The organism is Nostoc sp. CCY 9925 (assembly GCF_963920935.1).
Classification (GTDB): Bacteria; Cyanobacteriota; Cyanobacteriia; order Cyanobacteriales; family Nostocaceae; genus Nostoc.
Genome location: NZ_CAWUDO010000044.1, coordinates 35491 through 51724, shown reverse-complemented (window position 1 = coordinate 51724; position 16234 = coordinate 35491). Strand labels below are relative to the sequence as shown.

Sequence of the window (16234 nt, the reverse complement as noted above, 5' to 3'; positions counted from 1 at the left end):
CTTCTGCCTCCTGCTATAAGTATAATTTTGAATAATAATTAGAAAAAAGGATGAGAATATAGCATATTCGTTTTAATAAACAGTATGCAAGAGCAAGACTTATATCGGGCCGATCCTGTAGTTCGTTGGTTAATTGACAAACGCCAATTAACACCTGTCGGTTTAGGAATCCTCTCAATTCTCATTACATCTGGCGTTTATTTAATTGCTGCTACGGTAACCAAGACGTTGATATTGCATGAGAAACACTTAGGATTACTACAGGATTGGTTTGCCTGGGTGTGGATATGCTTGCTTAATCCAGTGATCTTTGGCTATTACCTGTGGTCATTTAAGGCATTCTATCGGCTAATTCAGTACCTTGAAAAATCAGATATTGTTGATACTACCGAAGCAGAAATTAAATTAGTATTGTTGTCCTACCAAAAGTCGTGGCGTCAATTTTTGGCGTTAGGAACAGCGATCGCTTTTGGAATCTGGTATTTCTCTGTACAGAAAGATGTTTACAACTGGACAGGATCTGATGGAGGAATTCCTGCCCTCACAGGTGCGATTAATGCTGTGGCAATATTTTATGCAGGCGCTGTACTGGTGCTGAATCTAACGACTAATGTTTGGTTACTTCATGAACTTTTGGGTAATAAGCAACTTAAGATCAATCCACTCCATCCCGATCGCTGTGGTGGGTTGAGTCAGTTAAGTCAATATTCCCTAAATACAGCTTACCTCGCGGCTATAATTGGCTCGATGATAACACTAAGTAAGTATCAATTTATTAGTCAAGGAATAGCGCAGGAGTACTGGTATTTTAATTTTATAATTCTGCTCTATATTCCCATATCGTTAATATGCTTTTTTGGCCCTCTCCTTGCAGCCCGCAAAGGCATGAGAAAAGCTAAAGAAGAATTACTAGGTGACATTGCCAAGCAGTTTCAAGCAGATTATGTGCAGATTCAAAAAAGCTTGAGTAGCGATGTAGAAGCTTTGAAGAAAGAAACTGCTAAACTTCAAGAATTGCGTTCTCTCTACACATTGACTAATGAATTTCCTGTGTGGCCCTTTGATGTTACAACCTTTCGTCAATACTTGCTTTCTGTAGTTACACCACTTGTTCCCGTGCTACTCAAGTTAGGAGAATATTATTTTAAGCGCTTGATTGTAAAGTAGTTTCAACTTATAGCAGGGATTTGAATAGCATACTGGTTTTGGTAACAGCTAATAAGTAATTTTTTCACTTTTACCTATTAACTGTTACTACATTTAACTGACTGCCGCTTCAGCTTTTTCCTCTACTTTTTCCTTCACTAGCACATAGGGCTTTTCTGCACCCTGCGCTAGATATTCTGCTAGCTGACTTTCAATTTGATCGCGGACAATTTGGCGATATTCTAGAAAGTGTTCGTTGTGGGCACAAGCGGAGAGGTAATGGTCAAAAACTCCGGGGTTACGTTTGAGAATGCTAAATAAATGATGCCAGAATTTCCAACGGGTTTCGCGTTTGATTCCTTGTCGCCAAATCACAATGAATAAGGCTTTGATAACTACCCACTCTGGCATTTTGGCTGGTGCTTTCCAACTGGGTAAACCCATCATCAAGAAACAGCGGTAGGTGCGATCTAAGTATTGTACTGGGTCATACAAAGTACAAAATGCTTCAATATATTCTCTGGCAAGTTCTTCTAAGGGACGGGTGGGAAGAAAGTTCATCAATGTTGTTTGGTTGATGTTGGCAATCTTGGTATCTTGATTTTCCCGGAGTCGTCCTTCTTTTTTCAGGCGATGCCAAAGGGCGGTATTGGGTAACGCTTGCAACATGGCAAAGGTAGTAGAGGGAATTGCTGCTTCTTCTGCAAAGCGGACAATGCGATCGCCTGCACCTGCTTTTTCGCCATCAAATCCAATAATAAACCCAGCCATCGGACGCAATCCAGCTTTGATGATGGTTTGCACGGCATCAGTTAAAGAGTTGCGAGTATTTTGGAATTTTTTGGTCATTTGCAAACTGTCTTCATCTGGTGTTTCAATGCCCAAAAACACCGCAGCAAAACCTGATTCAACCATCAACTCTAACAATTCTGGATCTTGTGCTAAGTCAATTGAAGCTTCAGTGTCGAAGCGGAAGGGATATTGATGTTCTGCCATCCAGACTTTTAACTCTTTAAGCAACAATTTCACATTGCGTTTGTTGCCAATGAAGTTATCATCCACCATGAACACACCCCGCCGCCAACCCAGTTCATAGAGGTAATCTAACTCTGCTAAAAGTTGGGCTGGGGTTTTGGTACGTGGTTTGCGACCGTAGAGAACAATGATGTCACAAAATTCACACTGAAAAGGACACCCGCGCGAAAACTGCACGGACATCATGTCATAGGCATCCAATTCTAATAAATCAAAGCGGGGTATTGGTGTACTTGTGACATCTGGTTTTTCTGTGGCGCGGAAAGTTCCAGAAGTTTCTCCCCGTTGAATTGCCTCAATAAACATCGGCAAAGTGATTTCGCCTTCATCCAAAATCAGGAAATCTGCACCCACGTTTTGGACTTCGTGAGGTACAGAAGTCGGGTAAGGGCCGCCGACTGCAACCAACTTGCCACGCTGCTTTGCTTCTTGAATTTGGTCGAGTAAATCTTGTTTTTGGACAATCATCGCCGAAAATATGACTACATCTGCCCACGTCCACTCTTCTTCTGTGACTGGACGAATGTTGCGATCTACTAGCTTAAATTCCCATTCTTGGGGCAGAATTGCTGCTACTGTTACTAAACCCAGAGGTGGTAATAAAACCTTGCGATCGACTAATTCCAAAATTTTTTCATATGACCAAAAGGTTTTGGGAAATATTGGATACACCAGCAATACTCGCATTAGTATCAATCCTCACACTTTGATTATTATCCCAACTCTAACGAAAATAAAGACTTATTGACTTTTTATGAAAGTTGTTTTAGTTTACCACTGATATTAGACGGCGAGTGGTGAGTTGGAAGTGGGGAATTCTTTACTCTCAACTCGGAACTATTTTGGCTTTTTTCCTACACTTTCTCTTTTGCTGGCGGGACGATGCTAAATTTATTTAAACTTGCGTCGATTTCCTTAAGTGTTTTAAAATCCTCTTCTGGTAAGGGATAGCTGTTACTGTTAAACAAACCTGCGCTGAAAGCAGGCTGCTTTTCTAAGAAAGAGAAAGCTTGACGAAACTGATATGGCTGGGCTTTAATCGGTGCATCAAAGTGGCAAGGAATAATCCACTCGAAGTTCCAACTTGCAACTTTATCAGCCCAATGGATGGTTTCTTTGGGTGCGCGGTTGAGAATTAGCGTCTGTAAAATTGGTGCTACGAACAATCGACCATTACCCCGTAAGGCATCAAACGATCGCTCCCAATCACTCTGCCATTTAAAGGGATACAATCCAAAATAAGCTTTTTTTGAGCGTTCTGGTGCTTTGAGGGCATCTTGGAACACCTTACCCCAAGGGCGGATTTCTAAACCGCTTGGTTGAAAGTATAAAGCGAACAAACAGATGCGCTGCCATCCTTTGCGGCGATTAGCTTGAATGTCTGCAACAATGTCACAGGCATTATCCTTGGCATGGAATAGCAACGGATATGGATCTAATTGGACGATCGCAGGCGGATCTTCTGGAATCGAAAGTACTGAATCTGTTACCAACAAAGAATGTGATCGCTTGTGAAAAAAAGCAACTTCCGCAAACCGACCAGTCCCAAGGTAGATGGGGCCAAGCATGGCATAATCAAACTCATCAGCAAAGGGTGTTTTGCTGGTATCTTCTGGAAGTAGCTGAGTGCGTTTTGCAGGTAAGCCAAGCCAACTAAGGGGGAGATTTAGCGGGAAACTCCATTGATTCGGGGCTACAAATACCTGTGCAGTCGGGAAGTATCTGGCGAAGGGACCAACGAAAACCTTGTGTTCTAAACCGGAGACAGTTGGCAGGATGATGTACTTCACATTACCATGTTCAGCCACCAACTCATTGACAAGCCGGATGCACTCTAGGGTAGGCGCAACAGGGGCATAAACCAAAAGACCGCCTGCTTGTAGCTTAACCACAGTCATGCGAATCGGTACAACAACGTAAAAAATGCCCTGAAGTTGGTCAAAATTCCAGATTGTATCCTTCAGGACTTCTTTGCGGATTGTCCGCCGCCTACCATATGGGTAGAGTGGCACAACAGGCCATAATCGCCAGGAAAAGTCCCTTGGATGAATCTGTTCTGCATTGACTATGCGTTCATCAGCCACTCTGTGACCCCCTTAAAATTCCCTGCTCAAATTTTAATAGGATATAGCAGTTCTAAATAATTTGTGAAATATTTTTTATTAGCTGTCATTTGTCCTTAATGGCTAATGATAATGACCCAGAAAGCACAATAAGATTATTCTTTAATGTCAAAGTCAACTTTATCGTAAATATCTGATAGAGAAATTTGAAATTCAATAGAGGATAAAATTAAAGCGCTATCGTCATCTTCATATTCTGAGAAAATCCATATGTTAAGATGGGTTCCAAGTACCGTGGAAACTGTGAGGAATCACGCTAGGTAATCCTAGTTTACAAACTGGTTCTGCATCTAGGCGATCGCTATCAAATATCCAAACTTCACTTTTATCAGAATTGCCATCATAAACTACGATTAATACCCAACCTCGTTCGGCGTTTTGGCTATCTTGGGCGTGGATGGGTTCAGAGGTATAAATATTTTCTCCTAAGTCTACTTCGGTGAGAGTTTCAGTTTTGTAATCAAAACGAGCGATCGAACTCAACCATTCTTGACCTGGATTCATTCTTTGTGGAAGCAATGCCACATAAGTATAACGCCAAGGTTGCCCAACTTGTAATCGCGGCACTACAGGAAACTCACAAACGCGGTTGATAACTTTGTGGGTTGCTGTCACTTTGGCAGTTTGAGGATTGAGATGCACTTGCCATAATGTTCCTCTCGAAACTGTGTGCGTCTCACCAGTTGCAAATTCTCTGAGATATTCATTACTTTGTTGAAAATCTGAATATCTCACCATATCCAAAATCACCGAACCATCTTGATTTTCATAGCCATTACCGAAATGCCAATTAAACCAAGGATCGGTTTCACCACGACTCACTAAAGATAAGTTTTCCCTGTCAAAAATTAACACCTGAGTTGCTAACTGCGGTTCCCATGATAAAGAGTCACTAAAAGTAGTTAAACCTAGTAGAAATGGCAGCATTTTCATCCGTATTGGTGGCATAAAAAACACCAAATACTTTTGAGTTAAAACAAAATCATGTATTATTGAATAGCGGTCTAATTTGAAAGCAGATTTTTGAATAATTTTGCCAGATGCATCGCTTTTATAGAGATTCAGTTGTACAGAACTTCCTAAACTGATGCCAAAATTATAAATTTCGTCTGTGTGTGGATCGCGTTTGTAATGAGCAGAATAAGGTAATCCATTATCCAAACCACCCAAATCATCTAATCCCTTTGTTTCTAAAGTTTCTAAATCAAGGGCATAAGGCTGAGTTGCTTCCCACAAAGCCAACAGTTTATCCGGTAAAGCCAACACTGAAGTATTAGCTGCATTCTTGATTTGCTGATTCCACCGCTTCCAAATCGGCCCCGGCGTATGCATACCATAAACACCATAAAGGAATTTATCTGCTTTACTTTCAGCTTGATATTCTGCTGTTTGCACGTAGCGATAAACTCCCGTCACCCCTGCATCGGTGAAATGCACGCCAAGAATCGCGCCATCTCCATCAAACCAGTGTCCCACGCGCATACCACCGCGTTCTAGCCGCGCCGGGCCATTGCGATAAAGACTACCACGCAAGCCATCTGGGACTTTCCCAGAGAGAATTGGCAATTGGGTAGGGGGGAATTCTGTTGCTGGTTTGGCGATCGCACCTGCCCAAGCTCTTTTTGTTGACTTTTCAGTAATTGTGTGCATCTTAAATTCACATCTAACAAATTATTAATCTACACAGCTGCATTCTACATTGTTGTGTATTGGTTGGTTAGGCTAAATTCATACTCCTAATGGCTGACTTCTGAATTTTGCTATATATGAGCTAGCTCATAGTAACTGCTAGAAATAACCACTAAATTGAAGTCAATGAATATTCTAAGTGGTTGAAAAAACTATGATTAGCCAACAAACAATAGATATCGTTAAATCTACAGCACCTGTCTTGAAAAAAAACGGCCAGCAAATTACAACTCGGATGTATGAAATTATGTTTCAAAACCATCCAGAAATCAGAGAACAATTTGATATGTCTGCTCAAGCAGATGGTTCTCAGCCTTCGAGATTAGCTACAGCAGTTTATAGTTATGCTAATCAAATTGATAACTTACCTGCTTTAAAATTGATGGTAGAAAAGATTGCCCATCGTCACGTGCAGACCCATGTGACACCAGAACAATATCCTATTGTTGGAGAAAGTTTATTGCAAGCGATGAAAGATGTTTTAGGAGAAGCAGCTACAGAAGAAGTGATGACAGCCTGGACTGAAGCTTATCAGGCATTATCTGAGGTTTTTATTAATAGAGAACAGGATATATATGTAGAAGAGGAAAAACAACAGTTTGTCTATTCCTAACTACAAAAATTTGTGTCATGACAACAGTACAACGTAAGGTAGCACAGCTGTGCTACCCTACAAATTTATGTACATCAATTGTTTGGAGGCAACAACATCCGCGCTATCTTTCTAAATGTCTAAAGTGTGAGATTGTGTTGGCGATCGCATCTTTAATCAAGTTACTGTTGTTAGCGTTAATACACGCTTCACGAATGTGGGAGATTTTGTGGTAGGAGTTGAAAGAAATGTCAATGTAAGTATTTGCGATCGCACTGGCATTAGCGTAGACTTTCTCATAGGTCTTAGCTTGAGTATGAGCATAACCAATACCATAAGCGAGCTCGTAGGCAATAGCGTACGTGTTAACGATCGCATAAGCGTAAGCGATCGCGGCAGCACGTTTACCAACAGGTGTATAATTCCCTTCAGATCCAGCTGTAATTTCTTCTGCCCAGTTTAATAGTTACAGCGATCATAAATTTTGTAATTAAAGATTCATTTACTATCATAAAATTGGATATTCAGATAATCATTACTTTTTCACAATAGCAATCTACTCGAAAATTAGCTAATAAATTATTTGGAAATCATGACTTGTGTAAAAGTTATATTCATATTTTTATTTGGTATAATCAATATACAAAAAACTATATACCAATTTTATTTCAGTTGTAAAAAATATCAGTATTAGCTGTTATTTAACTAGATATGGCAGTCAACAGCCTGTATGTAAGAAAGATTTCACTTTCTCATGAATGACTACTATAAACAATAAATTACTAGTAGAAAAATGACGTTCAATTCTTGGATTAACTGTCCTCAACCAAATCCTCAAGCAAATCTGCGTTTATTCTGCTTCCCTTATGCTGGTGGTAGCTCCATGATTTTTCGCACATGGCCTAATAGCCTACCTCGTAATGTTGAAGTCTGTGCTGTGGAATATCCCGGACGAGGAAGACAAATGAAGTCAGCACCGATCGCGCGATTGGAAACTCTTGTAAAAGCGATCGCTCCATCTCTGATACCATATTTAGACAAACCATTCGCCTTTTTCGGGCACAGTATGGGTGCATTGGTTAGCTTCGAGTTAACTCGTCTACTACGCTTGGAGTATAATTTTAAACCGTTTCATCTTTTCATCTCTGCTCGCCGCGCCCCACAAATCCCGGCCACAAAACCACCCATCCACGTCTTACCAGACGCAGAGTTACTCGAAGAACTACGCACTCTCAACGGTACACCCAAAGCAGTACTCGAAAATCCAGAACTGATGCAAATCTTCCTCCCGGTTTTGCGGGCAGATTTCGCAGTTCTAGAAACTTACACTCACACTCCACAACAGCCACTAGACTGTCCCATTACTATATTTGGTGGTTGGCAAGACAAAGAAGTTAGCCATGAAGCTCTGCAAGCATGGCGAGAGCAGGCAATGTCTACTTTCTCTTTACAAATGTTTGACGGCGACCACTTTTTTATACACTCTAATCAAAATTCATTACTTAAACTTATATCTCAAGAATTGGGAGTTAGGAGCTAGAAGTTAGGAGTTATTATTCTCCCCCTGCCTCCCCTGCCTCCCCTGCTCCCCCTGCTCCCTTTTTCTATCGCCTTTGAGTAGCGATCGCTAATTTTGCCCCCGGAACCTCACGTACCCGATCCATCACAGCCACTACTTTACCGTGACCAACTTTTTCATCAGCATTAATAATCACTAACATTTCTGAGTTAGAACCAATTAAACCCCGCACTTGCTGTGTCAAATCATCAACTGCAACTTGTTTTTTGTTCAAGCTTACTACTCCTTGTTCATTTACCGTGATGGTAATTTTGGAGGGAACTTGCTGTTGTTTTGCCGTGGCTGCCTTTGGTAAATTTACAGGCAAGCCTTCTGAACGCGTTAAAAACAGAGTTGACATGATAAAAAATGTCAAAATTGCAAAAATCACGTCAATCATCGGCACAATATTAATCTGTGCTGGCAAATCTGGTTCATCTTGTAGCCGCATAGGTCTTTTCTCCTCCTCTTTCATAACGACGGCGGTAGAGTAATTCTAGCTGTCCACCATACTCCTGAATTAGTGCGATTTGCCGCTGGTACAACCCCCGGAAAGTATTGGCAAACAACAGTATGAAGATCGCAACAATCAATCCTGACGCTGTAGATACCAACGCTTCACTAATCCCAGAGGTAACACCTGCCGTTTTGCTACCTCCTACGTCACCAAGATTTAAAGAGGCAAAAGAGGTGATCAATCCTAACACTGTACCCAAAAGACCCAACAGTGGCGCCAAACTAATAATTGTCTCGAAAAAATTTTGGAAGCGTTTGAGTACTGGGATTTCAGCCTGCGCTTCGCTTTCCAATGCCAAACGAAATTCTTCTGGATTTGGCTCTTCTAATTCTAAAGCTGCAAGAAAAATCCGGGCGAGTGGCAAATCTGCATTTTGCCGGAGTTTATCCATTGCACCGACGATATTATCGAGGCGATAGAGATGCAAAACATCTCGCACCACGCGGTTTTGACGCTTGTTAATCTTTACCCAAAACCTAATACGCTCAATGATCAGCGCCACACCCAACACCGAAAACCCCAGCAGCGGCCACATGACCACACCGCCTGCTGCAAACAAATTCTGAATTCCCATTTTCTCTAAACGTCATCAACAATACACAGTAAGACTAGCAGAATCTAGAGAAAAGCTGAAACTTTTTCTCAATAAAATTTAAAATACAATGATAATTTTTTCAAATGAAATTCTCAGGACTTAGATATAAGTACTGGTGCAGAATTTATTACACAAAAATAAAGGAGAAGTAATGACAATTCAAGCTTCCCCTTCAAATTTAACTCTCAGTAATTGTAATAAATTTTACTTTATTTCCAGTTTAATAACTTATCCAAAGTCATGTTTTTTTGTAATTTATGTAGATAATTTGCTCACTTTGTATAAGTTAATTTAATTAAAACAAAAATTTATTTTATTTAGAAACTGTGATATTGAGAGTTTTTGAAGATGTTGTCACTAATGTCGGGGTTACGTAACAGTACCCCAAATAACTTTAATTTTTTACTTGATATTTGTAACCTTGCATTCTAAGATGACTAAATTAGTGAGAATAGGTAGCAATAGCTATGACATTTTCTAGCATTAATGTCGAGCAACGTTCTAAAGAAGTTGTAGCTCTCAAGTCTTTTCTGGCTTACAGTCTAATAGGCTCACTGGTGCTGCATATCGGTGTATTGTCCTCAGGTATAGGTAACTATTTAACAAGAATGCCTGAAGAGAATGATGAATCAATAGAGGTGGCGATCGTTGATTCTCCGACTACGGAACCAGAAAAGCCACTTGAAGAAATTCCAGAAGAACCAAAAAAAGAACCACAGATTGTACAAAAACAACCTATAGAAACTCCACCAGTAGAAAAAATTCAGCAGCAATTTGAACAAATTACAACAGTCGCTCAGAAACCACAGCCAACAAATACGCTGCCAAATACACGACAAGTTCCTGTGAAATCTGCTCCCATTGCACGAACAGCTTCATCTGAAGATTCTAAAGCAAGTTCATCTGATGGTGGTGGAGGCGGTGGAGGCTCTGGTGTTGGTTTAGGTTCCGGTAGTGGTATCGCTGTCGGTACAAGCACCGGAACTGGCCCTGGCGGAGGAACTGGCACTGGCACCGGCGGTGGCATTGGCAGTGGAACTGGTACTGGTACTGGTAGCGGCATTGGTAGCGGTATTGGCAGTGGAATTGGTAGTGGCACTGGCAGTGGAATTGGTAATGAACCAGTAAACCGTCCAGTAGCAGTAGCGCCAACAGTCCCCACACCTCCAAAAATAAACAATTCAGGTAATAGTACAGGTAATAGTAATGGTCGTGCAGCTTGCCGCAAATGTGATTTTAAATATCCAGAATCATTTAAACGGCGAGGCATCGAAGGGCGTACAGGTTTGGCTTTTGATACTGACGAAAAAGGTAACGTTGTTAATGTGCGGATAGCCAAATCTAGTGGAAACCGTGAATTGGATGAAGAACACTTGAGACAAGCGCGTGAGTGGAAATTCAACCCAGCACAAGGTGGTAGACAAGGGGTGCGAGTCAACTCTGCGGCTTTTAAAGAAGATTCACAGCGATACCGTCAATACCAACAAGAAAGAAAAAGAGAAACACAAGAGAAAACCCAGCAAGCCACAGCATCCAACTCCAATACCACAGAGGGAACTTCAAGACGTAGGCGGCGAGAATTTACACCGTCAACTAATGAAGCTACAGCTACAAGAGCAGCAGAATCTGGAATTAATCGGCGGCTGCGTCGTCAGAGAGTGGAAACTACTAGCGCAAGCTCATCATCCCAAAGGAGGACAACTAACTCTCAAGGAAGTGCTAGAGAAACTCTACGGCGCATCCGCAGTGAACGAACAACTACTAATTCATCACAAAAGCCACAAGCAAGCACAAATCGACGGCGGCGGAGAGAAAATACAAGCCAAAATAAGTTGCGGAACTCTTTGCGCCGTTTACGCCAACCTCAATCGCAACCTGCTGCACCCAGCCAACAGTAGAGCTAGAAAACTGGCTGCGATATAAAATCGTTTTGTCATTTAGTTGTTAGTTGTCATTGATTCAGTGTTTTTCTGATTACCATTGACTACTAACAACTTTTTATTTTTTGTTGCTGATGGGTAAGTCGGATTTTTTGTGAACTGCTAAAAGGTACGGTTATTGCGATCGCTCATAACTATAAAACCGAACCTACTCAACTTGAATGTTGATCTAGCCTCATAAGTAGGAAGCTTGAGATTGAGCTTAGTGGAATTTGAGGATTGCTTAACAAACGTATCATATCAGTTGTTTGCAGGCTAAAAAGCTTGATATTGAGCCTCCTAAGACTAGATAGTTCATCTTAGAGGTGATAGTTATGGCACTCATTCGTTGGGACCCATTGCGGGATATCGAACGCTTACAGCCATTCCGGGATAGTGAACGTTGGGAACCATTCCGAGAAATCGACACCTTACAGCGGCAAATGAATCGCTTGTTTGATAGATTAATACCCGGTGATGGTGGTGAAAGAACTGGATTCACCTTTATTCCTGCCGCAGAAATAGAAGAAACTGATGATGCCATCAAATTAAGACTAGAAGTACCTGGTTTAGAGGCGAAAGATATAAACCTAGAAGCCACTCCCGAATCAATTTCGATTAGTGGTGAGCGTAAGACTGAAACTAGGACTGAAGAAAACGGCGTCACTCGCTCTGAGTTCCGTTATGGCAAATTCCATCGAGTAATTCCGTTACCTTCCCAAGTTCAAAACGACAAAGTGCAAGCTGAATACAAAAATGGTGTTCTCCACTTAACTTTGCCAAAAGCCGAATCAGAAAAAGGCAAAGCCGTCAAAGTTAATATTGGTTGATTTTAGGGACTGCGTAATGACCAAGATTATTACCCGCAATACTACCATTCCTGTCAAAAAATCCGAAATCTTCAATATATCAAGCCGAGAAACAGCTGCAAGACTTGGGTGATAAGGTGAGTGCAAGCGGCCGCTCTCGCATTGAAGCACTAGTAAATGATTTACGGCAGGCTATTAACCAAGATAATAGCGATCGCATTAAATCTTTATCTAGTGAGTTACAGCAAGCCTTAATGCAAATGGGTAGCGCTGTCTACGCTCAAGCAGCAAGTAGAACAAGTAGCGAACAACAAGGTCAAGGCACTGAAGATGTGATTGATGCCGATTTTGTTGAGAACAAGTAATGTTCTCTCAACCAAAAATAAAGGCAACTACTACACTTTGACGCACAGGCAAGGAAATTGACTACTAAATATTCACAGGTATTACACCTTTGCTCATGGCTTGACAAACGATAATCACCGCCTTCTTATTTTGAGGAGGCGGTTGTTTGTTATACAGGAATGGCTTTGTCGATTAATATTTCTCTACTAGAAGGAAGAAGGGTTATAAATGAGATGGGCAATTTAGATACACTGTTAATCACTTGATTTGTCAATCTATCTAAATTTACCTGATGAAACCTACAAAAATCTCCTGTGTCTATATCTCTACGAATAAAATTCAGGTGCGAATACTTTGGTAAGATTTCTACAGTTTGTTCAAGCAGCTCCAAGAGGCCTTTAAGACACTGTTGTGGAAGACTAGTCTTATCAAACCAAACGAGTCCGTGCTTGCCGTTTGTTGGCGAGATTACCTGATTATCTAGTGGTTGATTTACAGCACTAGCATTGTTCAGACGGATTATACTTTAGTTGAAGACTACATATTCTGCATCGCAAGTGCATCACGTCAGGCAAAATCAGCTAGTTATAGGCAGTAGGAATTGTTTTTCAAATCAAGCACTATAGGAATGGTGATAGTGTTTGCTCATCACCAAGTGTATGTTCAGGGGATAGTCAAGGCTAACTCTAAATTTGCTGCTAAGCAATATTCGTACCTTTTCCTAGGCATCAAATTCACTGATTTGAATAAAAGTTCTACATAAACACACACTGATGCAGTTTGATTTGCTTGAATAGCTATATTGATAGGACATTGATACGAAGGAAATTCAAGATTGCTAATTATGGCAAGTAAATTGATTGATGTTAAGGAATATACTGTCAGGGCCCACAAAAGGCAGATTCACACTCGTGTTTTCCAGTTTGTCTGTAAAGAGTGTAACGATGTGACAAAGCGTGAGACTTATGGGCCCCGACCTTTATATTGTGAGAGATGTCGCCCTCCCCAACCGCCGAAGAAATCCCAACCAGCATCTCGCAAAGCTAAACCCAGGCCAATGTCTTACACAAGTGACACTGATTTAAATTGATTGAACCATTATGAATTCAAAAGGACAATTAGAACCACCTCCAGGCACATTTGTCTCGCCACTTTTGGAATTACGAGACTATTATGCTCGCCTCACAGAAGAGTATGAACGCCTATTCGTGCAGGCGCGATCGCAACTCGATCATGTAGAAGCGTTGTTATCTACCTGGTCTTTTTCTGATGGTAATAAGCAGATATCAAGACTCAAAGCAGTTGATGAAACCTCAAATTCTTCCTCAGAAGCGTCTCTGCGGTTTTTATCAGCCCATGATGATATCTCGCAAATCAACTTGGTTGAGTCTATAGATTCAGAACTTACAGATTCAGACGACATTGAAATAGATAATTCTGGTGCTGTTGATACAAAAGCAACTCAACTTCCAACTACAACCCCAGATATAGAGACACCTCCAGAGAACAACGATAACTCAGCCAAGGTACCGGAAATCCCCATGCTGTCCAAGTATCAATCTCTGTCTCGAATGGAAGCAATAAAACAGCTATTGCAAGAGCAAGCAGGTACTGTGTGTCATATTGATTTCATCGTGCGATCGCTTTATGGAGAATTAGATTCTAATCTGTTTAGAGTAGTTAAAGGTAGAGTTCAATCTTCCCTCACCCAAGGCAGAGAAAGGAATTACTGGGTAATTATTCCCGAAGAACCAGGTTGTTATACTCTGGACTTAAGTTTAGTCGCCCCAAAAAATGGCAATGGTGCTTCTAAGAGTATCAAAAACAAAAAGAAGAAACCTTTCATAGCTCCGAATCCAAAAACAGTACCAATGCTCAAAGCCTTTGAAGGTCAATTCTTAATTGATGCCCTCACTTCTCTTTTTGAACAAAATCCAGGTAAAGTTTTCACCGTTGCTGAAGTAATCGCCGGAATTTACGGAGAAATAACTTCTCAGGAACTTCGAGAGATCAAAAATAAGGTGCTGAATGAATTATCTAGAGGCTATCGGACAGGCAGATTCTCTAAGGTTCCTGAGCAAATTGGCTTGTACACCTGGGACTCCAATATGATATTGCAAGGTAGTTATCGGAATTAGGGATTGGGGCAGAGGGGCAGGGGAGGCAGGGGGAGAATAACTCCTCACTGCTAACTCAGCACTCTTAACTTCTCACTTCTGACTCCTCACTTGTGACTCCATACTCCCCACTTACCCCAAAAACAGCTTGTATGCAGGATTCTTGTTTTCATCCCAATACCGATAGCCAAGGGTATCCAGAAACGCTTGCCACTCTTCCATTTCGTGGGGAGGAACCTGGATACCGACAACGATTCGGCCGTAGTCTGCACCGTTGTTGCGGTAGTGAAAAAGACTGATATTCCAGTCGGGACTCATGGAACCAACAAACTTCATCAATGCACCAGGACGTTCGGGAAACTCAAAACGGTAGAGCAATTCATTGTGAGCAAGGGGAGAGTGCCCACCCACCATGTGGCGCAGATGTAATTTAGTGAGTTCGTCGTCTGTTAAATCTAGGGTTTCAAATCCGTGAGCTTCAAAGGTTTCTACCATCTTTGAAGCATCAGCACGGTTTTGAATTTGCACGCCGACAAAAATATGGGCTGTTTTGGCATCGGCAATGCGATAATTAAACTCGGTGAGATTGCGCTTGCCAATCAGTTCACAAAATTGACGCAGACTGCCCCGCTCCTCAGGAATTGTAACTGCAAAGATCGCTTCGCGGCGTTCGCCAAACTCTGCCCGTTCTGCCACAAATCGCAGGCGATCAAAGTTCATATTTGCACCGCAAGCTACAGCAATTAAGGTTTGTCCCTCGATTTTTTCTCGTTCTGCGTAGGCTTTGGCAGCTGCGATCGCCAATGCACCAGCTGGCTCTAAAATCGATCGCGTATCTTCAAACACGTCTTTAATCGCTGCACAAGTATCATCAGTATCCACTAAAATAATCTCATCTACATACTGCTGACACAAACGGAAGGTTTCTTCACCTACTTCCCGTACCGCTACCCCATCGGCAAATAACCCCACTTGGGACAAGCGCACCCGATGTCCCGCTTTTAAAGATTGAGACATAGCATCAGCATCCACTGGTTCAACACCAATGACTTTAATTTCCGGACACAACCGTTTCACATAAGCTCCAATTCCAGAAATTAATCCGCCCCCACCAATGGCTACAAAAATTGCATGGATGGGCTGCTGATATTGCCGTAAAATTTCCATCCCGATTGTTCCCTGTCCAGCAATCACATGGGGATCGTCAAAAGGATGAATAAAGGTCAACCCTTTTTCAGCTTCTAATTGACGAGCATAAGCATAAGCATCGTCGTAAGTATTTCCATGTAATACAACTACTCCGCCCCTACTTCTAACCGCATCTACCTTAACTTGGGGTGTGGTTATCGGCATGACGATAATTGCTCTCGTTCCCAGACGGTTAGCTGCCAAGGCGACCCCCTGAGCATGGTTCCCCGCAGACGCAGCGATTACACCCTGTGCCAATATATCTGGCGGCAGTTGCACCATCTTGTTATAAGCACCCCGCAATTTAAAGGAAAATACTGACTGCATATCCTCACGTTTCAGCAGGAGTTGATTATTCAGCCGTGCAGACAGATTTGGGGCATATTCTAGTGGTGTTTCCTGAGCAACATCATATACACGGGCAGTCAGGATTTGGATGAGGTAGTCACAATACATGGGCGTCAACGGGTTAGCAAATACCAGATGGAGATTAATTTTACGCTACAGATGTACCTGTGAGGGGAGTGGGGAACACAGGAGATGGGGAAGTAAGTGTGGGGAGTGTGGGGATGAGGGAGTGTGGAGAGGCAGGGGGGCAGGG

Annotated in this window: 14 protein-coding genes and 1 pseudogene; 9 read left to right on the top strand and 6 right to left on the bottom strand. The window is 41.8% G+C overall.

The features are described from left to right. Positions 1-84: 84 nt before the first annotated feature. Entirely contained in the window at positions 85-1167 is a 1083-nt protein-coding gene (locus ACM0OY_RS21475; RefSeq protein ID WP_414570872.1) for a hypothetical protein, read from the top strand. 93 nt (positions 1168-1260) lie between these two features. Here the strand turns inward: ACM0OY_RS21475 and ACM0OY_RS21470 are convergent, their stop codons facing one another. The 3 genes from ACM0OY_RS21470 to ACM0OY_RS21460 form a co-directional block, all read right to left on the bottom strand. Further along, the gene (locus tag ACM0OY_RS21470; protein WP_414570871.1) at positions 1261-2868 is read right to left on the bottom strand and encodes a B12-binding domain-containing radical SAM protein; all 1608 of its coding nucleotides are present in this window, start codon (positions 2866-2868) and stop codon (positions 1261-1263) included. A 167-nt stretch (positions 2869-3035) separates the two neighbouring features. After that, positions 3036-4265 (bottom strand): DUF4336 domain-containing protein, encoded by a 1230-nt coding sequence (locus ACM0OY_RS21465; RefSeq protein ID WP_414570870.1) that lies wholly within the window; start codon positions 4263-4265, stop codon positions 3036-3038. A 252-nt stretch (positions 4266-4517) separates the two neighbouring features. Continuing rightward, entirely contained in the window at positions 4518-5954 is a 1437-nt protein-coding gene (locus ACM0OY_RS21460; protein ID WP_414570869.1) for a carotenoid oxygenase family protein, read from the bottom strand. Positions 5955-6147: 193 nt separating this feature from the next. On the opposite strand from ACM0OY_RS21460, the gene ACM0OY_RS21455 reads away from it, so the two are divergent. From ACM0OY_RS21455 to ACM0OY_RS21445, 3 genes are all read left to right on the top strand, one after another. Beyond that, a complete protein-coding gene (locus ACM0OY_RS21455; protein WP_414570868.1) occupies positions 6148-6606 on the top strand; it encodes a globin domain-containing protein in 459 nt (152 codons plus the stop codon). Between the two features lie 17 nt (positions 6607-6623). Beyond that, positions 6624-6821 carry a hypothetical protein gene (locus ACM0OY_RS21450; RefSeq protein ID WP_414570867.1) on the top strand — a complete coding sequence of 66 codons (198 nt, stop codon included), beginning with the start codon at positions 6624-6626 and terminating at the stop codon, positions 6819-6821. Positions 6822-7378: 557 nt separating this feature from the next. Beyond that, a complete protein-coding gene (locus tag ACM0OY_RS21445; RefSeq protein ID WP_414570866.1) occupies positions 7379-8125 on the top strand; it encodes a thioesterase II family protein in 747 nt (248 codons plus the stop codon). Positions 8126-8189: 64 nt separating this feature from the next. On the opposite strand, the gene ACM0OY_RS21440 is transcribed toward ACM0OY_RS21445, so the two are convergent. Then, complete coding sequence (locus ACM0OY_RS21440) at positions 8190-8594, bottom strand: ExbD/TolR family protein (protein WP_414570865.1); 405 nt, start codon at positions 8592-8594, stop codon at positions 8190-8192. Further along, entirely contained in the window at positions 8578-9234 is a 657-nt protein-coding gene (locus ACM0OY_RS21435; protein ID WP_414570864.1) for a MotA/TolQ/ExbB proton channel family protein, read from the bottom strand. Before ACM0OY_RS21435 ends, ACM0OY_RS21440 begins: the two co-directional genes overlap by 17 nt. Positions 9235-9722: 488 nt before the next feature. Between ACM0OY_RS21435 and ACM0OY_RS21430 the strand changes: the two genes are divergently transcribed. The 5 genes and pseudogenes from ACM0OY_RS21430 to ACM0OY_RS21410 all read left to right on the top strand — a co-directional run bounded on the left by ACM0OY_RS21430 (position 9723) and on the right by ACM0OY_RS21410 (position 14466). Then, on the top strand, positions 9723-11153 hold the full coding sequence (locus ACM0OY_RS21430; protein ID WP_414570863.1) for an energy transducer TonB: 1431 nt from the start codon (positions 9723-9725) through the stop codon (positions 11151-11153). Between the two features lie 356 nt (positions 11154-11509). Then, on the top strand, positions 11510-12004 hold the full coding sequence (locus ACM0OY_RS21425) for an Hsp20/alpha crystallin family protein (RefSeq protein WP_414570862.1): 495 nt from the start codon (positions 11510-11512) through the stop codon (positions 12002-12004). A gap of 53 nt (positions 12005-12057) precedes the next feature. After that, positions 12058-12348 (top strand): annotated as a pseudogene (locus ACM0OY_RS21420) (Hsp70 family protein); the annotation flags it as partial. 824 nt (positions 12349-13172) lie between these two features. Next, a complete protein-coding gene (locus ACM0OY_RS21415; RefSeq protein WP_414570861.1) occupies positions 13173-13418 on the top strand; it encodes a hypothetical protein in 246 nt (81 codons plus the stop codon). A gap of 10 nt (positions 13419-13428) precedes the next feature. Continuing rightward, positions 13429-14466, top strand: coding sequence for a hypothetical protein (locus tag ACM0OY_RS21410; RefSeq protein WP_414570860.1), 1038 nt, complete (start codon positions 13429-13431; stop codon positions 14464-14466). 111 nt (positions 14467-14577) lie between these two features. Here the strand turns inward: ACM0OY_RS21410 and ilvA are convergent, their stop codons facing one another. Then, positions 14578-16089, bottom strand: a complete 1512-nt coding sequence (ilvA, locus tag ACM0OY_RS21405; RefSeq protein ID WP_414570859.1) for a threonine ammonia-lyase, biosynthetic — start codon at positions 16087-16089, stop codon at positions 14578-14580. Positions 16090-16234: the final 145 nt, after the last annotated feature.